Annotated in this window: 18 protein-coding genes and 1 pseudogene; 12 read left to right on the top strand and 7 right to left on the bottom strand. The window is 65.9% G+C overall.

The genetic code is table 11. The annotated features are described in order from the left end of the window. Window positions 1-64: 64 nt before the first annotated feature. Both A7X65_RS10370 and A7X65_RS10365 read left to right on the top strand, forming a co-directional pair. Window positions 65-1,081, top strand: coding sequence for a transporter (locus A7X65_RS10370; protein ID WP_063684910.1), 1,017 nt, complete (start codon window positions 65-67; stop codon window positions 1,079-1,081). A gap of 9 nt (window positions 1,082-1,090) precedes the next feature. Further along, a complete protein-coding gene (locus A7X65_RS10365; protein WP_063684399.1) occupies window positions 1,091-2,488 on the top strand; it encodes a carbohydrate porin in 1,398 nt (465 codons plus the stop codon). Here A7X65_RS10365 and A7X65_RS10360 read toward each other — a convergent pair. From A7X65_RS10360 to A7X65_RS10350, 3 genes are all read right to left on the bottom strand, one after another. Then, entirely contained in the window at window positions 2,485-3,780 is a 1,296-nt protein-coding gene (locus A7X65_RS10360; protein WP_063684395.1) for an MFS transporter, read from the bottom strand. The two genes, A7X65_RS10365 and A7X65_RS10360, sit on opposite strands and share 4 nt — an antisense overlap. 109 nt (window positions 3,781-3,889) lie before the next feature. Continuing rightward, the gene (locus A7X65_RS10355; RefSeq protein ID WP_063684392.1) at window positions 3,890-5,086 is read right to left on the bottom strand and encodes an acetyl-CoA C-acyltransferase; all 1,197 of its coding nucleotides are present in this window, start codon (window positions 5,084-5,086) and stop codon (window positions 3,890-3,892) included. 306 nt (window positions 5,087-5,392) lie between these two features. Further along, window positions 5,393-6,163 carry an enoyl-CoA hydratase gene (locus A7X65_RS10350; protein WP_063684389.1) on the bottom strand — a complete coding sequence of 257 codons (771 nt, stop codon included), beginning with the start codon at window positions 6,161-6,163 and terminating at the stop codon, window positions 5,393-5,395. A 155-nt stretch (window positions 6,164-6,318) separates the two neighbouring features. Between A7X65_RS10350 and A7X65_RS10345 the strand changes: the two genes are divergently transcribed. Further along, a complete protein-coding gene (locus A7X65_RS10345; RefSeq protein WP_063684387.1) occupies window positions 6,319-6,846 on the top strand; it encodes a PaaI family thioesterase in 528 nt (175 codons plus the stop codon). A gap of 70 nt (window positions 6,847-6,916) precedes the next feature. Then, window positions 6,917-7,537, top strand: coding sequence for a TetR/AcrR family transcriptional regulator (locus A7X65_RS10340; protein WP_063684385.1), 621 nt, complete (start codon window positions 6,917-6,919; stop codon window positions 7,535-7,537). 109 nt (window positions 7,538-7,646) lie between these two features. Here the strand turns inward: A7X65_RS10340 and A7X65_RS10335 are convergent, their stop codons facing one another. Then, window positions 7,647-8,555 carry a LysR family transcriptional regulator gene (locus tag A7X65_RS10335; RefSeq protein ID WP_063684384.1) on the bottom strand — a complete coding sequence of 303 codons (909 nt, stop codon included), beginning with the start codon at window positions 8,553-8,555 and terminating at the stop codon, window positions 7,647-7,649. 102 nt (window positions 8,556-8,657) lie between these two features. Here A7X65_RS10335 and A7X65_RS10330 point away from each other — a divergent pair, with 102 nt between their 5' ends. The 8 genes and pseudogenes from A7X65_RS10330 to A7X65_RS10295 all read left to right on the top strand — a co-directional run bounded on the left by A7X65_RS10330 (window position 8,658) and on the right by A7X65_RS10295 (window position 18,160). Further along, complete coding sequence (locus A7X65_RS10330; RefSeq protein ID WP_063684382.1) at window positions 8,658-10,154, top strand: CoA-acylating methylmalonate-semialdehyde dehydrogenase; 1,497 nt, start codon at window positions 8,658-8,660, stop codon at window positions 10,152-10,154. 22 nt (window positions 10,155-10,176) lie between these two features. Beyond that, the gene (locus tag A7X65_RS10325; protein ID WP_063684381.1) at window positions 10,177-11,322 is read left to right on the top strand and encodes an isobutyryl-CoA dehydrogenase; all 1,146 of its coding nucleotides are present in this window, start codon (window positions 10,177-10,179) and stop codon (window positions 11,320-11,322) included. Then, a complete protein-coding gene (locus A7X65_RS10320; protein WP_063684380.1) occupies window positions 11,319-12,386 on the top strand; it encodes an enoyl-CoA hydratase/isomerase family protein in 1,068 nt (355 codons plus the stop codon). The genes A7X65_RS10325 and A7X65_RS10320 overlap by 4 nt, the downstream gene beginning before the upstream one ends. 10 nt (window positions 12,387-12,396) lie before the next feature. Next, window positions 12,397-13,299 (top strand): annotated as a pseudogene (gene mmsB, locus A7X65_RS10315) (3-hydroxyisobutyrate dehydrogenase); the annotation flags it as partial. A gap of 128 nt (window positions 13,300-13,427) precedes the next feature. After that, on the top strand, window positions 13,428-15,146 hold the full coding sequence (locus A7X65_RS10310; protein ID WP_063684378.1) for an AMP-binding protein: 1,719 nt from the start codon (window positions 13,428-13,430) through the stop codon (window positions 15,144-15,146). Next, on the top strand, window positions 15,147-15,623 hold the full coding sequence (locus A7X65_RS10305; protein ID WP_063684377.1) for a MaoC family dehydratase: 477 nt from the start codon (window positions 15,147-15,149) through the stop codon (window positions 15,621-15,623). A gap of 229 nt (window positions 15,624-15,852) precedes the next feature. Next, on the top strand, window positions 15,853-16,770 hold the full coding sequence (locus tag A7X65_RS10300; protein ID WP_063684375.1) for an SDR family NAD(P)-dependent oxidoreductase: 918 nt from the start codon (window positions 15,853-15,855) through the stop codon (window positions 16,768-16,770). A gap of 160 nt (window positions 16,771-16,930) precedes the next feature. After that, window positions 16,931-18,160, top strand: coding sequence for a BaiN/RdsA family NAD(P)/FAD-dependent oxidoreductase (locus tag A7X65_RS10295; RefSeq protein ID WP_082884879.1), 1,230 nt, complete (start codon window positions 16,931-16,933; stop codon window positions 18,158-18,160). 89 nt (window positions 18,161-18,249) lie between these two features. Here the strand turns inward: A7X65_RS10295 and A7X65_RS10290 are convergent, their stop codons facing one another. The 3 genes from A7X65_RS10290 to A7X65_RS10280 form a co-directional block, all read right to left on the bottom strand. Further along, window positions 18,250-19,329, bottom strand: coding sequence for a D-TA family PLP-dependent enzyme (locus tag A7X65_RS10290; RefSeq protein WP_063684373.1), 1,080 nt, complete (start codon window positions 19,327-19,329; stop codon window positions 18,250-18,252). A 109-nt stretch (window positions 19,330-19,438) separates the two neighbouring features. Continuing rightward, window positions 19,439-21,250 (bottom strand): ABC-F family ATP-binding cassette domain-containing protein, encoded by a 1,812-nt coding sequence (locus A7X65_RS10285; RefSeq protein WP_063684371.1) that lies wholly within the window; start codon window positions 21,248-21,250, stop codon window positions 19,439-19,441. A gap of 2 nt (window positions 21,251-21,252) precedes the next feature. Next, window positions 21,253-21,744, bottom strand: coding sequence for a YaiI/YqxD family protein (locus A7X65_RS10280; RefSeq protein WP_063684369.1), 492 nt, complete (start codon window positions 21,742-21,744; stop codon window positions 21,253-21,255). Window positions 21,745-21,821 lie beyond the last annotated feature (77 nt).

The raw sequence follows: 21,821 nt of genomic DNA, 5'->3' as shown, positions 1-21,821 counted from the left end.
GATATCCGGAAGAGGCCGCCAATGGCCCCCTCCGGACATGGGCTGCATGGACGTGAGGGTCCGCATGGCTGAGCCGGCGAAGCTTGTCAGCGCGATATCGGAGGCTGTGCCTGCCATTCCGGGCCTCGTGTGGGCGTTCCGCCTGCACGGCGACGGCAGCGCCGAGCCGCTGCCGATCGACCAGCCGATCGAGTTCAGCCATGACGGCCGGCTCTGGCTGCACTTCAACCTGACGGACGCGCGCGTGCGTCCCTGGATCGCGGCGTCGAGCCTGCCGCCGCTGGCGCGCGATCTGCTGCTCTCGAACGACACCTTCCAGCAGCTCCACGTCATCGACTATTGCGTCTACGGCGTGTTCTCCGATCTCGTGCGCGAGATCGACAGCGCGACCGAGGAGACCGCGTTCCTGCGCTTCGCCATGACCGAGCGGCTTCTGGTCAGCGGCCGTCATCAGGCGCTGTGCTCGGCGGACGCAACGCGCCGGGTGCTGGAAGGCGGCTATCGCGTCGACAATGTCGCCCATCTCCTGGAGAAGATCGTCGACGAGGTCGCCGATACACTCGACAGGATGGTGGACAAGCTCGGCCAGGAGATCGACGAGACCGAGGAACGGATCCTGGCCGACGACGCCAAGCCCGAGATGCGCCGCAACCTCGGCCGCCTGCGCCGGACCTGCGTCCGGCTGCATCGCCAGCTCACGGGCCTGCGCGTGCTGTTTCACCGCCTCGACCAGAAGAACACCGACCACCTCTCGCCCGCGCTTCGCATCCACGCCGGCAAGCTTGCGCAGCGGCTCGACGGGCTCGACCACGACATCGTCGAGCTGCGCGAGCGCAGCCGCCTGCTCGAGGAGGAGCTGCGCTTCAAGAACGAGGAGGAGAGCAATCACCACCTCCATACGCTCTCGATCGTGACCTCGCTGCTGCTGCCGCCGACGCTGATCACCGGCATTTTTGGTATGAACACGAAAGGCCTGCCGCTCACCGACGTCGAGAGCGGATTTTTGTGGGCGGCGGTGCTGATGGCCTCGTCCGTCGGCGCGGCCTATCTCTTCATGCGGCGCACGGGCATCTTCAAATAGCGCGCGCCGATCGTGAGTTGGAGTACCCGAAAATCCCTGGCGGCCGCGATCGCGCTGGTCAGCACGTCGGCAGGCACGAGTGCGTTCGCCGGCGCCAAGGACGAGAGCGCGGCCGAATGGCTGGCGCCCAAATGGTTCAACGAATGGCATGACGGGCTCGCCAACAAGGGCCTCAACTTCGGCGCCACCTACATCGCCGACAACATCGCCAACGTCTCCGGCGGCGCGAAGCGGGGCGCGATCCATTTCGGCCGGCTCGACCTGTCCGTCGATGCCGATCTCGACAAGCTGGTCGGCTGGACCGGCGGGCGCTTCTACGCCAATGCCTTCGTGATCTATGGACAGGGGCTCTCCCGCAACTACGTGCTGAACCTTGCCACCATCAGCGAGATCGAGGCGCTGCCTGACCAGCGGCTCTACAACGCCTATTTCGAGCAGAGCTTCTTTGGCGACCGCCTGAACATCAGGGCCGGCCAGCAGGCCGCGGACGTCGAGTTCTTCGACAGCCAGACCGACGACCTCTTCATCAACGGCACCTTCGGCTGGCCGGCGATCAAGGCGAGCAACCTTCCGGCCGGCGGCCCGGCGCCGCCGATCGCGGTGCCGGGTATCCGCGTCAAGACCACGCTGTCGGACCAGGTTACGCTGTTTGGCGCTGTCTTCAATGGCGATCCCTCGGGTTCGGGCGATCAGGACCCGCAGATTCGCGACCATCATGGCCTCGCGTTTCGCGTCAACGATCCGCCCTGGCTGATCGGGCAGGCCCGCTTTAGCTACGACATCGATGTCGGGGGACGTCCACTCGCCGGCAATTTCACGCCGGGCGCCTGGAAGCATTACGGCTCGTTCGACAGCCAGCGGTTCACGGCGGACGGCCAGTCGATCGCCGATCCCTCAGGCAGCGGCATTGCGGCAAAGCTCAAAGGCAATTACGGCATCTTTGCCGTGATCGAGCAGGTGCTCTACCGTCCGCCGGAGGTGAGAGAGAACAGCACTTCGGCCTCGCTGCCGGGCATCACGGCGTTCGGCCGCATCGCCTACAGCCCGCCTGACCGCAATCTGATCGACCTCTATGTGGACGGCGGCATCGGCTTCGTCGGCTTCACGCCCGGCCGTCCCCTCGACCGCTTCGGCGTCGCGATGGCCTACATGCGGATCTCCAACACCGCCCGCGCGCTCGATCTCGACACGAATGTGTACACCGGCGTGCAGGGGCCGGTGCGCAGCAACGAGACGCTGTTTGAGATGATCTACGAAGCGCACATCAAGCCGGGCTGGCTGATCGCGCCGTACTTCCAGTACGTATGGCGTCCCTCCGGCGGCATCCCGAACCCGAACGATCCGACCGGCGTGTCGCGGATCGGTGACGCCGCAGTGTTCGGCGTCACCACCACGATCAAGTACTAAGCCATCGCAGGCTTTGCTTGCGGCTTCGGTTGCCGGGACAGCGCCAGCACGATCAGCGCGGCGAACACGCAGAGCGCCCCCGCGATGAAGAAGGCCGGCAGATAGCTCTGGTAGACCGTCCGCGAGAAGCCGGCGCCGAACGCGGCGGTACCCGCGCCGAGCTGATGGCCGGCGAAGATCCAGCCGAACACCAGATTGGCGCGCTCGGGCCCGAACTTCTGTGCGGTGAGCCGCACCGTCGGCGGCACCGTCGCGATCCAGTCGAGGCCGTAGAACATCGCGAAGATCGAGAGCCCGTAGAACGAGAAATCGCTGAACGGCAGGAAGATCAGCGAGAGCCCGCGCAGGCCGTAGTACCAGAACAGCAAATAGCGGTTATCGTATCGATCCGACAGCCAGCCCGACATGATGGTGCCGAAGAAGTCGAAGATGCCCATCGCGGCGAGCAGGCTCGCGGCCTGCACCTGCGGGATGCCGAAATCGAGGCACATCGGGATCAAGTGGACCTGGACGAGGCCGTTGGTCGAGGCGCCGCAGACGAAGAAGGTGGCAAACAGGATCCAGAACGCGGTCGACCTGGAGGCATCGCGCAGCGTGCCGAGCGCCACCGCCGTAATCGAGCCGTGGCTGACGGGCGGCGCGGGCAGGGGCTCGGTGCCCTCGTCACCGAACGGACGCAGACCGAGATCGCTCGGCCGGTCGCGCATTGCGAGCAGCACCGCCAGCGCGGAGACGCCGAGCATGATGCAGACGAAGCCGAGCGCAAGGCGCCAGCCGAACCGTTCGGTGAGGCTTGCCAGCAGCGGCAGGAACACGAGCTGGCCGGTGGCGACGCTCGCGGTCATGATGCCGATCACGAGGCCGCGCCGCGCCGCGAACCAGCGCGTGGCGATGGTGGCGCCCAGCACCAGTGCGGTCATGCCGGTGCCGATGCCAATCACGACGCCCCACAGCGCGATGAGCTGCCAGATCTCGGTCATGCCGAGCGAAAGCACCAGCGCCGAGACGACGATGAGCTGCGCGGTCAGCGTGACGTTGCGCAGGCCGTAGCGGTTGAGCAGGGCGGCAGCGAACGGCGCCATCAGCCCGAACAGGATGAAGCGGATCGACAGCGCGGACGAGATCTGCGCCGTGCTCCAGCCGAACTCCTTCTGCAGGGGAACGATGAACACGCCGGGCGCGCCGACCGTGCCGGCGCTGATCAGCGCGGCGAGGAAAGTGACGCCGACCATCACCCAGCCGTAGTGAATGTTACGGCGGGAAAGCGCTGCCGCGAGCCAGTTCGAGATCATTGGGCCTCAATGTTGTTGGCGAGCATCTGGGGCCCGCGTCATCGTTGCAATCTGACACAGAGAAGGGAAGTCTAAAATGCCAGACTTCCCTCAATTTCGGACATTAGCGCTAGTGCGCGAGGCGCTCCACCGCGATCGCGGTAGCCTCGCCGCCGCCGATGCAGAGCGCCGCGACACCGCGCTTGAGGTTTTGCGCCTCCAGCGCGTGCAGCAGCGTCACGATCAGCCGCGCGCCGGTCGCGCCGATGGGATGGCCGAGCGCGCAGGCGCCGCCATTGACGTTCAGCTTCTCACGGGGAATGCCGAGATCGCGCTGCGCCGCCATCGCCACCACGGCGAACGCCTCGTTGATCTCGAACAGGTCGACGTCACCGGCGCTCCAGCCGACCTTGTCGAGCAGTTTTCTGATCGCCGGGATCGGCGCGGTGGTGAACCATTGCGGCTCCTGGCTGTGCGTGGCGTGGCCCTTGATCTCGGCGATGGCCGGAAGGCCATTACGATCCGCGAGCGAGCGCCTCGTCAGCACCAGCGCGGCGGCGCCGTCGGCATTGGCAGAGGAAGCCGCCGGCGTGATGGTGCCGTTGGCGCGAAACGCCGGCTTCAAGCCGGGGATCTTTGCGGGATCAACCTTCAGCGGATGCTCGTCATTGGCGATAATGCGGGGACCCGCCTTCTCGGTCAAAGTGATCGGCGCGATCTCGGCCTTGAAGGCGCCGCCCTCGACAGCCTTGCGCGCGCGGCTGAGCGTCTCCATCGCATAGGCGTCCTGGTCCTTGCGGGTGAACTGATAGGCCTCCGCAGTGGCTTCGCCGAAATCGCCCATGGAACGGCCGGTTTCGTAAGCGTCCTCAAGGCCGTCCATCATCATGTGGTCGATGATGCGGTCGTGGCCGGCGCGGTAGCCGCCGCGCGCCTTTGCGAGCAGATAGGGCGCGTTGCTCATGCTCTCCATGCCGCCGGAGACGACAATGTCGGCCGAGCCGGCGCGGATGATGTCGTGCGCCAGCATCGTTGCCTTCATGCCGGAGCCGCAGACCTTGTTGACCGTGGTGGCGCCGGTCGCGTCGGGCAGGCCGGCAGCGCGCGCAGCCTGGCGTGCCGGTGCCTGACCTTGGCCTGCCGGCAGCACGCAGCCCATGAAGACCTCGTCGACCTTTTCCGGGGCGAGCTTGGCGCGCTCGAGCGCCGCGCCGATCACGTGCGATCCGAGCTTGTGCGCGGCAAGTGGCGAGAGCTCGCCCATGAAACGGCCGAGCGGGGTGCGGGCAGCGGAGACGATGACGACGGGATCGGCGGCTTCGGCCATGACGGGGCTCCCTGGCGATGACGTGTAAGATGATAGTCATCATATGATGCGGCGCAAAAAATGCAACCGCGGCAGGGATGAGAAAATCTTGCCGTTCGCATGAGATTTGCTCGTGCGAGCTGGGGAGGTGCCGCCCACAGCACACTGTCATTGCCCGCGAAGGCGGGCAATCCAGTATTCCAGAGGCCTGCGTTGGCGACCTCGCTCTCACCATTGGCGCTGCGGCGTACTGGATGCCCCGCCTTCGCGGGGCATGACACCTGCGGTGGGGCGGCGGCTCAGTTATACGGAGGCTTCACCTCGGCGCTACCGCTTCCGATTCACAAATGCGCCCATCAGCCGCGTCGGCTCGTCCGTCAGGAATGACTCGCCAAACACCTTCACGCTGAGGTTCACCGATTCCGTCAGCGGCAGTTCCTCCCATTGCCGCAGCAGGGCCTTCTGCGAGCGCAGCGCCTCGGGGCCGCATTCGAGCAGCGCGGTCACGAGGTGCTCGACGGCTGCGTCCAATCCGCCTGCCGGCGCGACCCTGTCCACGAGGCCCCAGGCCAGCGCGGTGGGAGCGTCGATGTTCTCCGCCGTCATCACCAACCAGCGTGCGCGGGCCCAGCCGATCAGGCGCGGGAGCAGGGCGGCATGGATCACGGAGGGGATGCCGACGCGAACCTCGGGCATGCCGAAATGGGCGTCCTGCGCGGCGATGCGGAAATCGCAGGCCGCGGCAACCTCGAGCCCGCCGCCGAGGCACCAGCCGGGCATGCGCGCGATCACGGGCGCCGGGAACTGGCGCACCGCCTCGCAGAGATCGCGCAGGCGGCTGATGAAGGCCTCTGCGGATTTCTGGTCGAGTTTCGCCATCTCCTTGATGTCGGCGCCGCCGATCATGCTCTTCTCGCTCTGCCCGCGCAGCACCACGACGCGGATGCTGCGATCGGTTGCGAGCTTCTGCAGGCCTTCGCGCACCGCGTCGGTCACGGGCGAGCCCAGAATATTCAGCGAGCCGGCATTGCAGATCGCGACATGGACGACGCCGCGCGCATCGCGCGTGATGCCGCAGTGATTATTGAGCATTTCCATTTGGGATCTCGGAGGTTTCGTGGACCGGCGCGAGGCGCGCCGGTCGCCATCACTTCCGGGCCGAAACGCCTTCCTTGTCAAGCGGGCAAGACAGGCGGAGTTGCCAGCGCGAAGTCCGTGACATAGTATGACGATCATCATTCAATGAGGCCGCCATGACCAGTCACGATCAACTCGACCTGTTTTCGACTGCGCAACGGCGCGAACGCCTGGTGGACTGGCAGGTGCCTGCACCAGTTGCCAAAGTGGCAATGGGACTGTCGGGAATGGATGCCATGCTCGGCATCCGTGATGGCCGGTTGCCGCCGCCGCCCTTCGCCAAGCTGATCGGTTTCACCATGGCGGTGGTCGAGCCAGGCCGGATCGTCATGGAGCTGGAACCGCGCGAGGATCTCGAAAATACCATCGGCCTTCTGCATGGGGCGACCGCGGCGGCGCTGATCGACACTGCGATGGGCTGCGCGATTTCGACGCGGCTGGAGGCCGGGCAATCGTCCGTCACTCTCGACCTGAAAATGACGTTCCTGCGCCCGCTGTCGGTTCGTTCCGGGCTGATCTCGGCCGAGGGCAAGATCATCAAGCTGGGGCGCCAGACCAGCTACACCGAGGGTTTCGTCCGCGACGGCAAGGGCGCGCTCGCGGTCCATGCAACTGCAACCTTCTCCATGATCGGAAACGGCTGAACACGAATTAATTCACTGCCTGGTCCATTTCTGTGTTATGAGATGATCTCCGACATTCAATGAGACGTCCATGCGCTATTCCCGGGAACACAAGCAGGAAACCCACGATCGCATCGTGAAAAAGGCCTCGGTGCGGCTGCGCGAGAAGGGTGCCCACGGCATCGGCGTCGCCGACCTCATGAAGGAGGCGGGTCTGACCCATGGCGGCTTCTACGCCCATTTCGATTCGCGCGAGGCGCTGGTGATCGAGGCATTTGGCTACGCCATGGACCGCTCGATGGAGCATTGGCGCAAGATCACCGGCGAGACCTCGCCGGAGAAGCGGCTGGCGCTGATCGCCGAGGCGTACCTCTCCGTTCTGCATCGCGACAATCCCGGCCATGGCTGCTCGATCCCTGCGCTCGGTGCCGAGATTGCCCGCGAGAGCCCGAAGACGCGGAAGGCCTTCGCCGGCAAGCTCGACGAGATGATCGAGATGATGACCGACTACATCCCGAACGTCCCGCGCAAGGCCGCCCGCAAACAGGCGATCGCGACGCTCGCGACCATGGCCGGCACCATGCTGCTGGCACGCATCGCCGGCTCCAGCGAATTGTCCGACGAGGTGTTGAAGGCCGGCAAGGACAGCGCGCTGGAAGGGGCGAAGCGGGAGCCGAAGGCGGCTGCCGCGAAGAAGGCGAAGCTGAGCTAGGCCGGGAGGCCGTAGGGTGGGTTAGCCGAAGGCGTAACCCACCTCATTTCTCTCCGCGATAAGCACAGTGGTGGGTTACGCTTCGCTAACCCACCCTACGAGACCGGTGCTACCGGCCTGCAAACAGCGCCCGCTCGCGCTCCACGATCTCACTGACGTAATCCGCTACCGCCCTGATCCGTGCGAGGTCCTTGCTGTCGGCGTGCATCAGCATCCAGAACGTTCGCGTGATCGAGATCTCCTCCGGCAACACCGCCTTGAGCTGCGGATAGTCGCTCGCCATGAAATGCGGCAGCACCGCGATGCCGAAGCCGGAGAGGGTGGCGTTGAGCTGCGCGATCAGATTGGCGCTGCGGAAGCGCGCGGAGATCCGCGGCGACACCTGCGGAAGATAATCGAGCTCCGGCGTGAACAGTAGCTCCTCGATGTAGCCGACGAAGCGATGCTGGGGCAGGTCCTGCTTCGAGGCGATCTTCGGGAAGCGGTCGAGATAGGCAGGAGAAGCGTAGAGCCCGAGCCGGTAATCGAGCAGCTTGCGGCCGACGATGCGGCCTTCCTTCGGCATGGTCAGGCTGATGGCGATATCGGCCTCGCGCTTGGAGAGGCTGAACAGCCGCGCGGTGGCGACAAGTTGCAGATCGAGATCGGGGTAGCGGTCCGCGAAGGGCGCCAGCCGCGGCGCCAGGAAGGCGGTGCCGAACCCGTCGGGTGCGCCGATCCGCACCGTCCCGGTCAGCCGCGCCACGGAGCCGCCGACCTGCTCCTGGTTGGCGACGATGGTGGATTCCATGGCTTCCGCGCTGTCGGCGACGCGTTGGCCGGCCTCGGTGAGCAAATAGCCGGTCTTGCGCCGGTCAAACAGCTTGGCCGAAAGGTGCTTCTCCAGCCGGTCCACGCGGCGGATCACGGTGGCATGATCGACGCCGAGCTGTTTTGCCGCAGCCGACACCGAGCCGCCCCTGACGATGGCCAGCACGAAGCGAAAGTCGTCCCAGTCGATGGTACCTTGATCCAGCATTTTCGCACATCTATGGTGCATTATCTCAGACTTGAATCCCAATAAATGCAGGTCGATAGGATTTGTCAAAGCGTTCAAGCTCGACCTCAAGGAGATCATTCCATGCGTTCAGTCGGACATTTCATCGGTGGCAAGGAAGTTAAGGGCACCTCGGGCCGCACTGCCGACGTTTTCGAGCCGATGACCGGCGACGTTCAGGCCAAGGTCGCGCTGGCGTCCAAGGCCGAGGTCCGCGCCGCCGTCGAGAATGCGCGCGCCGCACAGCCCGAATGGGCCGCGACCAACCCGCAGCGCCGCGCCCGCGTGATGATGAAATTCGTCGAGCTGGTTCAGCGCGACTACGACAAGCTCGCCGAGCTGCTCGCCCGCGAGCACGGCAAGACGGTGCCCGACGCCAAGGGCGATATCCAGCGCGGCCTCGAGGTCGCCGAGTTCGCCTGCGGCATTCCGCACCTGATGAAGGGCGAGTACACCGAAGGCGCCGGCCCCGGCATCGACATCTATTCGATGCGTCAGCCGCTCGGCGTCGTCGCCGGTATCACGCCGTTTAACTTCCCGGCGATGATCCCGATGTGGAAGTTCGCCCCGGCGATTGCCTGCGGCAACGCCTTCATCCTCAAGCCGTCCGAGCGCGATCCCGGCGTGCCGATGCTGCTTGCCGAACTCATGATCGAGGCGGGCCTGCCGGCCGGCATCCTCAATGTCGTTAACGGCGACAAGGAAGCGGTCGACGCCATCCTCGACGACCCCGATATCAAGGCCGTCGGCTTCGTGGGCTCCACGCCGATCGCGCAGTACATTTACGAGCGCGCCGCCCAGACCGGCAAGCGCTGCCAGTGCTTCGGCGGCGCCAAGAACCACGCCATCATCATGCCGGATGCCGACATGGACCAGGCCGTCGACGCGCTGATCGGCGCGGGCTACGGCTCGGCCGGTGAGCGCTGCATGGCCGTCTCCGTCGCCGTTCCCGTCGGCAAGTCCACTGCCGACCGCCTGATGGAAAAGCTGATTCCGCGCGTCGAGTCCCTCAAGATCGGCACCTCGATCGATCCGTCGGCCGATTACGGTCCGCTGGTGACGCGCGAGGCGGTCGAGAAGGTCAAGGGCTACATCGACCTCGGCATCAAGGAAGGCGCGACGCTGGCTGTCGACGGCCGCGGCTTCAAGATGCAGGGCTACGAGAAGGGCTTCTATCTTGGCGGTTCGCTGTTCGACAACGTCACCAAGGACATGCGGATCTACAAGGAAGAGATCTTCGGCCCGGTGCTCTCGGTCGTGCGCGCGCATGACTACAAGGAAGCGCTGGCGCTGCCGTCCGACCATGACTACGGCAACGGCGTTGCCATCTTCACCCGCGACGGCGATGCCGCGCGCGACTTCGCGGCCAAGGTGAACGTCGGCATGGTCGGCATCAACGTGCCGATCCCGGTGCCGATCGCCTATTACACCTTCGGCGGCTGGAAGAAGTCGGGCTTCGGCGATCTCAACCAGCACGGTCCAGACTCGGTCCGCTTCTACACCAAGACCAAGACGGTGACCTCGCGCTGGCCGTCCGGCGTCAAGGAAGGTGCGGAGTTCTCGATCCCGCTGATGAAGTAATCCTCCTGAGAGCGAGGCTCACATGCAGTTCGCTCTGAACGAGGATCAGGTCGCGGTTCGCGACATGGCGTTGGCGTTTGCGGCGGAGAAGATCGCGCCGCACGCGCTGCGCTGGGACGAGGAGAAGCACTTCCCCGTCGACGTGATGCGCGAGGCGGCAAGCCTCGGCATGGGCGGCATCTACATCCGCGACGATGTCGGGGGATCGGCGATGTCGCGGTTCGACGCGGCGCTGATCTTCGAGGCATTGGCGACGGGCTGCCCGACCACCTCGGCCTTCATCTCCATCCACAACATGGCGAGCTGGATGATCGATGCCTTCGGCAGCGACACCCAGCGCCACACATGGCTGCCGAAGCTCTGCACCATGGAGCTGATCGCGAGCTACTGCCTGACCGAGCCGGGCGCAGGCTCGGATGCCGCGGCCTTGCGCACTCGCGCCGTGCGTGACGGCGACCACTACATCCTCAACGGCCAGAAGCAGTTCATCTCCGGCGCCGGCGGCACCGATCTGCTGGTCGCGATGGTCAGGACCGGCGGCGATGGTCCCGGCGGCATCTCCACCCTCGTCATCGACGGCAAAACGCCCGGCGTCTCCTTCGGCGCCAACGAGCGCAAGATGGGCTGGAACGCGCAGCCGACCCGCGCCGTCATGTTCGAGAACGCCCGCGTGCCCGTGGCCAATCGCCTGAGCGAGGAGGGCGTCGGCTTCAAGATCGCGATGGCCGGCCTCGACGGCGGACGCCTCAACATTACGGCCTGTTCGCTCGGCGGTGCCCAGACCGCGCTCGACAAGGCGCGCGCCTACATGAAGGAGCGCAAGGCGTTCGGAAAGCGCCTCGACGAATTCCAGGCGCTGCAATTCAAGCTTGCGGACATGGCGATCGAGCTGGAAGCCGCGCGCACGTTCCTGTGGCGCGCCGCCGCCGCGCTCGACCGGAAAGACCCTGATGCCACCATGTTGTGCGCGATGGCCAAGCGCTTCGGCACCGATGTCGGCTTCGAGGTCGCCAACCACGCGCTGCAGCTTCATGGCGGCTACGGCTATCTCAGCGAATACGGCATCGAGAAGATCGTGCGCGATCTGCGCGTGCACCAGATCCTCGAAGGCACCAATGAAATCATGCGGCTCATCGTGGCGCGCAAACTGATCGAGGGCGCGCGATGAGCGGAGCGGAAGAGGGCGACCTCGTCGCCCGCGTCGAGGGCGCGGCCGGCATCATCAGGCTCAACCGCCCCAAGGCCATCAATGCGGTGACGCTGGAGATGTTTCGCGACATCGACAAGGCGCTCGACCGCTTCGAGGCCGATCCGGCCGTGGCCGTGATCGTGCTGGAAGGCGCCGGCGAACGTGGCCTGTGCGCCGGCGGTGACATCCGCACGCTCTGGGAAAGCTCCAAGGTCAACGGTGACCTCGGCAAGATCCTGTGGCGCGAGGAATACATCCTCAACGCCCGCATCAAGAAATTCCCAAAACCCTATGTCGCCTTCATGGACGGTATCGTGATGGGCGGCGGCGTTGGCCTTTCGGCGCATGCCAGCCACCGCATCGTCACCGACCGCACCAAGCTGGCGATGCCCGAGGTCGGCCTCGGCTTCTTCCCCGATGTCGGCGGCACCTATCTGTTGTCACGCTCGCCCGGCGAGATCGGCACCTATTTCGGCCTGACCGGCCAGACCATGAATGGTCCGGACGCGGTCCACGCCAAGTTTGCGGATGGCGTGGTGCAGGCGGCCAAATGGCCGGAGCTGCGCGAGGCGCTGACCAAGGCTCGTCCGGGCGCGACTGCGGCCGATGTCAGCAAGCTCATTAGCGGTTTTGCGACCGGTGAGACCGCGGGGCCGGTGGCGGCGAAGGAGCCGCTCATCGATGCTCTGTTCGGCTTCGATCGCATGGAAGATATTTTCGCTGCTCTGAAGCGCGACGGCTCGGAGTTCGCGCTGGCGACGCTGAAGACGCTGAACGAAAAGTCCCCGCGCGGCATGGTCGTGACGCTGAAGCTCTTGCGTCTCGCGCGTGCGGCCTCAAACCTGGAAGAGTGTCTGGTGCGCGAATATCGCGCCGCGCTTGAAGTCTTCCGCAGCGACGATTTTCGCGAGGGCGTGCGCGCGGCCGTGATCGACAAGGACCGCAATCCGACCTGGTCGCCGCCGCGCATCGAGGATGTGACGCCGCAAATGCTGGCGCCATATCTCGCAGAGATCGGCGCCGACGAATTGAAGTTCAACTAACAACACGACAGCGGAGGAAACGACAATGGCCACGATCGCATTCATTGGTCTCGGCAACATGGGCGGTCCGATGGCGGCCAACCTCGTCAAGGCCGGCCACAAGGTGGTGGCGTTCGACCTCGTCGAGGCCTCGCGCGCACAAGCCAAGGCCGACGGCGCCGGCATTGCCGACAGCGCCGCGGGCGCGGTGAAGGGCGCCGATGTCGTGGTCACCATGCTCCCCGCAGGCAAGCACGTGCTCGGCGTCTGGAACGAGGTCGTGCCTGCCATGACCAAGGGCGCGCTGATCATCGACAGCTCCACCATCGACGTCGAGAGCGCGCGCCAGGCGCATGCGCTTGCGGCCAAGAGCGGCGTGCTCTCGGTCGATGCGCCGGTCTCCGGCGGCACCGGCGGGGCCAAGGGCGCGACGCTCACCTTCATGTGCGGCGGCGAGGAGGGGGCGTTCGCGGCGGCAAAACCCGTGCTGGAGAAGATGGGCAAGAAGATCGTGCATTGCGGCGGCGCCGGCGCGGGGCAGGCGGCAAAAATCTGCAACAACATGATCCTGGGCATTTCCATGATCGCGGTCAGCGAGGCCTTTGCACTCGGCGAAAAGCTCGGCCTCTCGCATCAGGCGCTGTTCGACGTTGCCTCGACCTCGTCGGGCCAGTGCTGGTCGCTCACGACCTATTGTCCGGTTCCGGGCCCGGTGCCGACTTCGCCGGCCAACAACGACTACAAGCCGGGTTTTGCGTCGGCGCTGATGGTGAAGGATCTGACGCTGGCGCAGGACGCCGCCAAGGCCGCTGGCGCGGCGACGCCGCTCGGCAAGCATGCGCAGGAGATCTATCAGTCTTTCGACGCAGCAGGCCAAGGCGGGGTGGATTTTTCCGGAATTATCAAGCACGTTCGCAGCCTCGCCGGAAAATAGCGAGGCTTCGTAGCCCGGATGGAGCGAAGCGAAATCCGGGACAATCCCCTCGACTGGCGCGACYGGCCCCGGATTGCGCTCCGCTCCATCCGGGCTACGTTCGAAGACCAATTCGACGGGCCCGGATCATGACGACATTTTTGGAAGCGCGCGCGTTTCTGCTTCATAACCGAACGGACTACGAGACCGCGGTCCGGGAGTTCCGCTGGCCCGATCCGGTTCCCTTCAACTGGGCGCTCGACTGGTTCGACGCCGAGCTGGCGGCGAATGCGGACAGCAAGGATCGACCTGCGCTCTGGATCGTCGATGCCGCGCAGGACAGGCAGACGAAGCTGTCATTTGCGGCGCTCTCGAAGCGCTCCAACCAGGTCGCGAACTTCCTCCGCGCGCAGGGCCTGAAGCGCGGCGACCATCTCCTGCTGCTGCTCGGCAACGTGGTACCGCTGTGGGAGACGATGCTGGCGGCGATGAAGCTCGGCGTGGTCGTCATCCCCGCCACGACGTTGCTCACGGCCGACGAGCTCCGCGACCGGCTCGATCGCGGCAAGGCGAAGGCGGTGGTGGCCGCCGAGGATCAGGTCGCGAAATTCGCAAGCCTTGGCGCCGAGAATATCGTGCGCATCGTGGTCGGCGCTGCCGCCGAAGGCTGGCTCGCCTATGGTGAGGCGGCGAAAGCGCCGGAGAGTTTTGCGCCCGACGGTGTGACCAACGCCGACGACCCGATGCTGCTCTATTTCACCTCGGGCACGACCGCGAAGCCGAAGCTCGTGCGGCACAGCCAGCGCAGCTATCCCGTCGGCCATCTCTCCACCATGTACTGGATCGGGCTGAAGCCCGGCGACGTCCATCTCAACATATCGTCGCCCGGCTGGGCCAAGCACGCCTGGAGCTGCTTCTTCGCGCCGTGGAATGCCGGCGCCACCGTGTTCGTGGTCAACCAACCGCGCTTCGATGCGAAAGGCCTGCTCGCCACCATCGGCCGCTGCGGCGTCACGACGCTGTGCGCACCGCCGACGGTGTGGCGGCTGTTCATCCAGGAGAACCTCGCCTCGTTCAAGGTGGCCTTGCGCGAAGTCTGCGGCGCCGGCGAGCCGCTCAATCCTGAGGTGATCGACCAGGTGCAGGCCGCCTGGGGCCTCACCATCCGCGACGGCTACGGCCAGACCGAAACGACCGCGCTCGCCGGCAACTCGCCGGGACAGCCGATCAAGATCGGCTCGATGGGCCGGCCGCTGCCCGGCTACCGCGTCCAGGTCAGCGATGCCGACGGCCATCCTGCCAGGGAGGGCGAGGTGGCCCTGGTGCTGGGTGCCGACCGCCCCGCCGGCCTGATGCAGGGCTATCAGGGCGACGACGGCAAGCTCTCGGGCGCGGAGGGCAAGCTTTATCGCAGCGGCGACGTCGTGTTCGCGGATGAGGACGGCTATCTCACCTTCGTCGGCCGCTCCGACGACGTGTTCAAATCCTCGGACTACCGCATCAGCCCGTTCGAGCTCGAAAGCGTGCTGCTCGAGCACGAGCTCGTCGCCGAAGCCGCGGTGGTGCCCAGCCCCGATCCGATCCGGCTCGCCGTCCCCAAGGCCTTCGTGCTGCTGACCTCGGGCGCGGAGCGCAGCCGGGAAACCGCGCTCTCCATCTTCAAGCACCTGCATACGCGCCTTGCGCCGTTCAAGCGTATCCGCCGCCTCGAAATCGTCACCGAGCTGCCGAAGACGATCTCTGGCAAAATCCGCCGCGTGCAGCTACGACGGCTCGAACGCGACGATGATCGCAACGATCCGCTGCGCGGCCGGGAATTCCGCGAGGAGGATTTTCCGGAACTGCCGAAAACACGGAGTGAGACCTAAGTGAACGAAGTCTGGAAGAAGCCGCCGATTGCGCTCGAGGCCTATCAGGCCATGGTCGGCAAGGAGATCGGCGTGTCCTCGTGGCACCTGATCGATCAGCCCCGCATCGACACCTACGCCGACGTGATCGAGGATCATCAGTTCATCCACGTCGATCCCCAAAAGGCGAAGGAGACGGCCTTCGGTACCACCATTGCGCACGGCTTCCTGACGATGTCGCTGCTGTCGGTGATGTCCTACGAGGTGATGCCGGCGGTTGCGGGCGCCACGATGGGTGTGAACTACGGTTTCGACAAGCTGCGCTTCATTTCGCCGGTGCGCTCGGGCAAGCGTGTCCGCGGCCGTTTCGTGCTCGCCGAAGCCAGACTGCGCAAGCCCAGCGAATTTCAAACTCGCACCAACGTCACGGTGGAGATCGAAGGCGAGGACAAGCCCGCGCTGGTCGCGGAATGGCTCGGCCTGACCTATTTCGCCTGAACGCGGCCGTCATGGCCGGGCTTGACCCGGCCATCCATCGCTGCTCAAAAGCTGTCCAAATCGGTGCGCTCGGACCCTCTCCCCCTGTGGGAGAGGGTGGCTTCGCGAAAGCGAAGCCGGGTGAGGGGTCTCTCTCCGCGAGCACATCTGTGGCGAGAGACCCCTCATCCGGCGCTTCGCGCCACCTTCTCCCACAAGGGGAGAAGGAAGAAGAAGCAGGAACTGCACAATGGCAATCAGGTTCGACGGACGCGTCGCCATCGTCACCGGCGCGGGCAATGGTCTCGGCAAGGCGCACGCCCTGGGGCTGGCCAGCCGCGGCGCCAAGGTCGTGGTCAACGATTTCGGCGGCGCGCGTGACGGCACCGGCGGCTCGCTGTCGCCGGCCGAAGCCGTCGTCGAGGAGATCCGCAAAGCCGGCGGCACCGCGATGGCCGATGGCGCCGACGTATCGAACTTCGAGCAGGTCACCGCGATGGTCGAGCGTGCCACCAAGGAGTGGGGCAGCGTCGACCTCGTGTGCGCCAACGCCGGCATCCTGCGCGACAAGTCGTTCGGCAAGATGGAAGCGGCCGACTTCCAGAAGGTGCTGGACGTGCATCTCGTCGGCACCTTCTACTGCTGCAAGGCCGCCTGGGCCGGCATGCGCGACCGCAACTACGGCCGCATCGTGCTGACCACGTCGTCCTCCGGTCTCTACGGCAATTTCGGCCAGGCCAATTACGGCGCGGCAAAATCGGGCATGGTCGGCCTGATGAACGTGCTCGCCGAGGAAGGCCGCAAGAACAACATCCGCGTCAACATCATCTCGCCGACGGCGGCGACCCGCATGACCGAAGAGCTGCTGCCGCCGCAGGCGCTGCAGCTGATGAAGCCGAATGCGATCACGCCCGCGGTCGAGTACATGCTGAGCGAGGACGCTCCGACCCGCACCATCATGGGCGCCGGCGCCGGCTCGTTCGCCGTGATCAAGATTTTGGAGAGCGAAGGCATCAACCTGCCGGAGTCCGAATGGACGCCCGACGCGGTCGCCGCGCATTTCGCCGAGATCAGCGACATGTCGAAGGCCAGGGCGCTGCAGGGCGCGTTCGAGCAGACGCAGAAATACGTGGCGCAGGCCGCGGCACGGGCAGGGATCAAGCTCTGACCGTCGCAAAGCGACGACCCGAACAGTACTCTCCGTCATGGCCGGGCTTGTCCCGGCCATCCACATTCTTGGCACCGCCCGCGCGGCTCTCGTGGATGCCCGGGACAAGCCCGGGCATGACGACCTGTTCCGCGGCGCGGGTGTGCTCTAAATTCTCATCATGACCACAACGGACACTCACATCGCCATCATCGGTGCCGGCCCCGCCGGGCTGATGGCGGCGGAGGTGCTCGCGTCGGGTGGCGCCCGCGTCACCGTCTATGACGCCATGCCGTCCGCGGGCCGCAAATTCCTGATGGCGGGCCGCGGCGGACTCAATCTCACCCACAGCGAGCCGCTGCCGCAGTTCATGGCGCGCTACCGCGAGGCTGCACCGAAGCTGCAACAGGCAATCGACGCCTTCTCGCCCGACGCGCTGCGCGCCTGGAGCGAGGCGCTGGGCGAGCCGACATTCGTCGGCAGCAGCGGGCGGGTGTTTCCGAAGGCGTTCAAGGCATCGCCTCTGCTGCGCGCCTGGCTGCGGCGGCTCGATGCTGCCGGAGTCCGCTTTGCCTTTCGCCATCGCTGGACCGGATGGGACGCGGAAGGGCGGCTGGAGTTTCAGACGCCAAGCGGCAACGCCGCCGTTACAGCGAGTGCTGCGGTGCTCGCGCTCGGCGGCGCCAGCTGGCCGCGGCTCGGATCGGATGGCGGCTGGGCCGATATTCTCACGGCGAAGGGCGTGGCCATCTCAAAGCTGCGGCCGGCCAATTCCGGCTTCACGGTCGCATGGTCCGATGTGTTCCGCGACCGTTTCGAGGGCCAGCCGCTCAAGGGCGTGGCGCTGACCATCGGCACGCACACAGTGCGCGGCGAGGCGATGATCACCCGCAGCGGCATCGAGGGCGGAGCGATCTACGCGCTTTCGGCGGAGCTGCGCGAGGCGGTGCTCGGGCTCGGGCAGGCCACGCTGAGCATCGCCTTGCGGCCCGACCTCGACACATCAGGGCTGACCACGCGGCTATCAGGGACGCGCGGCAAGCAGTCGCTCGCGAACTTCCTGCGCAAGGCCGCGCAATTGTCGCCGGTCGGCATCGGCCTGATGCAGGAGGCGGCCATTGCATCCGGCCGGACGCTGGCGGCGCTGTCGCCGGCCGAGCTTGCGACCCTGATCAATGCCATTCCGGTTCAGCTCACCGGCGTAGCCCCGATCGATCGGGCGATCTCGACGGCGGGCGGACTGTCTTTCGACGAGCTCGACGCGAACTTCATGCTGCGCAAGCTGCCCGGCGTGTTCGCCGCCGGCGAGATGCTCGACTGGGAAGCGCCGACGGGCGGGTATCTGCTGCAAGCCTCGTTTGCGACGGGAGCTGCGGCGGGCCGGGGCGTGCTGAGGTGGCTCAACTTGTAGGATGGGTAGAGCGAAGCGAAACCCATCACTTCAAGCCTTTCGCAAGTAGAGATGGGTTTCGCTTCGCTCTACCCATCCTACGGCAGCGGTTACCGTAGCTTCCCCCGCGCCGCGACCGGCAGCGTGCCGATGATCTCCTCGCCGCGCACCATCACCACCTCGTCCATCATGTTGACGACGACGCAGACGTGGTTCGGCACGATGCGGACGACATCGCCGACATTCGGCCTGGTGTTGCTGCGGGAGAGGTCGAGGAAGCCGTGCTCCTCGGCGAACTTCGCGATCTTGGCTTCGGGGTGCTCCAGGATCAGGCCGTGGCCGTCGAGGCCGCCGGTATCCGTGGTCAGCGTCTTCGAGCCGGCGTCCAGAATGCCGCGCTCGGGCGCGGCGCGGCTCACCACCGTCGAATAGATGTGCAGCGCGCAGTCGTCCCAGGTGGCCGAGCCGGCCGCCACCTGCATGCGGTCGTTGTAGATGTAGGTGCCGAAGCGGTGCTCGGTGCCACCCTTGAGCTTGCCGATGTTGACGAGGTTCGGCGTGCCGCCGGTCGAGACGATCTTGGCGTCGAGCCCGTGCGCGCGCACGCCGGCCAATGCTTCGTCGAAGAACTTCTGCGCATCGCGCCAGCCGGTCTCGGTGGGGTAGAGCATGAAGCCGGCGAACTGCAGCCCCTTGGATGCTGCGATCTCGCGCGCCAGCGCAATCGCTTCCGCCGGCGTCTCGACACCGGCGCGCTTGCGGCCGGTGTCGCATTCGACCACGACCGAGAGCGGACGGCCCGACGCCGCGGCGGCCTTGGGCAAGCCCGCGACGACGGTGGAGTTGTCGGCCGCAACCGTCATGTTGGCCTTGGCATTCAGCGCGCCGAGCCGCGCCATCTTTTCCTCGCCGAGCAGATTGTAGCTGATCAGGATGTCGTCGATGCCGGCATTGGCCATGATCTCGGCCTCGCCGATCTTCTGGCACGTGATGCCCTTGGCGCCGGCCGCGACCTGCATCTTGGCGATAGTCGGGTTCTTGTGCGTCTTGATGTGGGGACGGTTGGCGATGCCGGCGTCGTCGCAGGCCTTCTGGATCCGCGCGATGTTGCGCTCGACCCTGTCCATGTCGATGACGGCGCAGGGCGTACCGTATTCACGGGCGATTTTTGCGGCGAGGGGAGTGGTCATGTGATCTCTCTATTTCCGGCCCTGTAGGATGGGTAGAGCGAAGCGAAACCCATCGGAACCAATTCCCGTGTGGCGATGGGTTTCGCTGCGCTCTACCCATCCTACGAATTTATGCCTGCTCGATTTCTTCTCTGAGCATTTCGAGTTCGAGCCAGCGCTCTTCGGCGGCGGACAGTTCTTCGTGCGCCTTGGCGATGGCGGCTGACGTATCGTCGAATTTCTTGCGATCCCGAGCGTAGAGGTTGTGATCGTCGAGCACGCGCTGCAATTTTGCAATGTCGGCCTGGAGCGTTTCCATTTTCTTCGGCAACGTTTCCAGCGCGTGCTTCTCGTTGAAGCTCAGCTTCCGCTTCGGCGCGGACGAGGGGGGAGTAGCGCGCTCTTCCTTCTTCTCGGAAGCCGGTTGCGCCTTCGCGGTCTCGCGCTTCAGGTCCGCGCCGCGCTGGCTCAGCATGTCGCTGTAGCCGCCGGCATATTCGATCCACTTGCCGTTGCCCTCCGGCGCTATCACCGAGGTGACGACACGGTCGAGGAAGTCGCGGTCGTGGCTGATCAGGATGACCGTGCCCTCGTAGTCGCCGAGCATCTCCTCGAGCACGTCGAGCGTTTCGAGATCGAGATCGTTGGTCGGCTCGTCCAGCACCAGGAGGTTCGAGGGCTTGGCCAGCGCGCGCGCCAGCATCAGCCGGCCGCGCTCACCGCCCGACAACACCTCCACCGGCGTGCCGCGCTGCTCCTGGGCGAACAGGAAGTCCTTCATGTAGCCGACGACGTGCTTGGGCTTACCGCCGACCATGACGTGGTCGCCGCGGCCGCCGGTCAGCGCTTCCGCCAGCGTCGATTTCGGATCGAGGCTTTCGCGGTGCTGGTCGAGCGTTGCCGTCTCGAGATTGGCACCCAGCCGCACGGTGCCGGAGTCTGGCTGCGTCCCGCCAGTGAGCAGGTTGACCAGCGTGGTCTTGCCGGCGCCGTTCGGCCCGATGATGCCGAGCCGGTCGCCGCGCTGGATGCGGGTGGAGAAGTTCTCGACGATCTTGCGCTCGCCATAGGCCTTGGAGATGCCCTTGGCCTCGATCACCAGCTTGCCGGAGGCATCCGCTTCCGCCGCGGCGAGACTGGCGGTGCCGGCCGTGCCGCGATAATTGCGGCGCTGGTCTCGCAGCGCATGCAGATTGGCGAGGCGCTTGACGTTGCGCTTGCGCCGGCCGGAGACGCCGTGGCGCAGCCAGTGCTCCTCGTCGACGATCTTGCGGTCGAGCTTGTGCTGGTCGCGCTCTTCTTCCGCCAGCACCTCGTCGCGCCAGCTCTCGAACGATGCGAAGCCGCGGTCGATCTGCTTGATCCTGCCGCGGTCGAGCCACGCCGTGGAGCGCGACAGATTGGTGAGGAAGCGGCGATCGTGGCTGATGATCACCAGCGCGCTGCGGCGGCCGTCGAGCTCCTGCTCCAGCCATTCGATGGTGGATAAATCGAGATGGTTGGTCGGCTCGTCCAGCAGCAGGATGTCGGGCGAGGGCGCCAGCACCCGCGCGAGCGCGGCACGGCGGGCTTCGCCGCCGGAGACGTTGGCCGGGTTCTCGTTGCCGGTGAGCCCGAGCTGCTCGACCAGATAGCGCGCCTGATAGGGATCGTCGCCCGGTGCGAGGCCGGCCTCGACATAGGCGAGCGTGGTCTTGTGCTCGCCGAAATCGGGCTCCTGCGGCAGATAGCGGACGGTGGCGCCGGGCTGTACGAAGCGCGTGCCGCCGTCTGCCTCGACGAGGCCGGCTGCGATCTTCAGCAGCGTCGATTTGCCGGAGCCGTTGCGGCCGATCAGGCAGACGCGCTCGCCTGGTGCGACATTGAGCTCGACGCCTGACAGCAGCGGCGTGCCGCCGAAGGTCAGCGTGATGTCCTTGAGCTGGATCAGGGGCGGCGCCATGACTAACCTTGGCTCGTTGCAGCTTGGTCGGCGCGGCGGCGCTGGATCCGGCGCAGCGTCTGGTCGAGCGCGGAGAGGAAGGCCGAGCGGTCGCGCGGCGAGAACGAGCGCGGCCCGCCGGTCACTTCGCCGGCCGAGCGCAGATCCGTCATCAAATTGCGCACCGCCAGCGTCATGCCGATCGACTCTTCCGTGAACGGCTTGCCGTTCGGCGCGATCACGTCGGCGCCGGCCTTGACGCAACGGCTCGCCAGCGGAATGTCGGAGGTGATGACCACGTCGCCGGGCCGGGCGCGTTCCGCGATCCAGTCGTCGGCCGCGTCCATGCCGCTGCCTGCGGCAATGCGCTCGATCAACGGGTCCTGCGGCACGCGGATAAAATTGCCGGCGACGACGCTGACGGGCACGCCGTGCCGGAGCGCCACGCGATAGATTTCGTCCTTCACCGGGCAGGCGTCGGCGTCGACATAGATGCGGGTGGGGGTCTCAGTCATTCCGCCGCGTGGTACCGCATTCGGGCTGCAAAGGCGAGGGGATTGACCGCTGTTCCCCGGGCCCTACGATCACCCCC

The sequence above is a fragment of the Bradyrhizobium stylosanthis genome, assembly GCF_001641335.1.
In the GTDB taxonomy this organism is placed as follows: Bacteria; Pseudomonadota; Alphaproteobacteria; order Rhizobiales; family Xanthobacteraceae; genus Bradyrhizobium; species Bradyrhizobium stylosanthis.
This window is presented reverse-complemented; position numbering and strand designations above follow the sequence as displayed.

What these genes read in the sequence shown, in the direction of transcription:
- A7X65_RS10370 (WP_063684910.1), top strand. Translation starts at nt 65, where the DNA reads ATGGCTGAGCCGGCGAAGCTTGTCAGCGCGATATCGGAGGCTGTGCCT.
- A7X65_RS10360 (WP_063684395.1), bottom strand. Translation starts at nt 3,780, where the DNA reads ATGATCTCGAACTGGCTCGCGGCAGCGCTTTCCCGCCGTAACATTCAC.
- A7X65_RS10355 (WP_063684392.1), bottom strand. Translation starts at nt 5,086, where the DNA reads ATGGCCGAAGCCGCCGATCCCGTCGTCATCGTCTCCGCTGCCCGCACC.
- A7X65_RS10350 (WP_063684389.1), bottom strand. Translation starts at nt 6,163, where the DNA reads ATGGAAATGCTCAATAATCACTGCGGCATCACGCGCGATGCGCGCGGC.
- A7X65_RS10345 (WP_063684387.1), top strand. Translation starts at nt 6,319, where the DNA reads ATGACCAGTCACGATCAACTCGACCTGTTTTCGACTGCGCAACGGCGC.
- A7X65_RS10340 (WP_063684385.1), top strand. Translation starts at nt 6,917, where the DNA reads ATGCGCTATTCCCGGGAACACAAGCAGGAAACCCACGATCGCATCGTG.
- A7X65_RS10335 (WP_063684384.1), bottom strand. Translation starts at nt 8,555, where the DNA reads ATGCTGGATCAAGGTACCATCGACTGGGACGACTTTCGCTTCGTGCTG.
- A7X65_RS10330 (WP_063684382.1), top strand. Translation starts at nt 8,658, where the DNA reads ATGCGTTCAGTCGGACATTTCATCGGTGGCAAGGAAGTTAAGGGCACC.
- A7X65_RS10325 (WP_063684381.1), top strand. Translation starts at nt 10,177, where the DNA reads ATGCAGTTCGCTCTGAACGAGGATCAGGTCGCGGTTCGCGACATGGCG.
- A7X65_RS10320 (WP_063684380.1), top strand. Translation starts at nt 11,319, where the DNA reads ATGAGCGGAGCGGAAGAGGGCGACCTCGTCGCCCGCGTCGAGGGCGCG.
- A7X65_RS10310 (WP_063684378.1), top strand. Translation starts at nt 13,428, where the DNA reads ATGACGACATTTTTGGAAGCGCGCGCGTTTCTGCTTCATAACCGAACG.
- A7X65_RS10300 (WP_063684375.1), top strand. Translation starts at nt 15,853, where the DNA reads ATGGCAATCAGGTTCGACGGACGCGTCGCCATCGTCACCGGCGCGGGC.
- A7X65_RS10295 (WP_082884879.1), top strand. Translation starts at nt 16,931, where the DNA reads ATGACCACAACGGACACTCACATCGCCATCATCGGTGCCGGCCCCGCC.
- A7X65_RS10290 (WP_063684373.1), bottom strand. Translation starts at nt 19,329, where the DNA reads ATGACCACTCCCCTCGCCGCAAAAATCGCCCGTGAATACGGTACGCCC.
- A7X65_RS10285 (WP_063684371.1), bottom strand. Translation starts at nt 21,250, where the DNA reads ATGGCGCCGCCCCTGATCCAGCTCAAGGACATCACGCTGACCTTCGGC.
- A7X65_RS10280 (WP_063684369.1), bottom strand. Translation starts at nt 21,744, where the DNA reads ATGACTGAGACCCCCACCCGCATCTATGTCGACGCCGACGCCTGCCCG.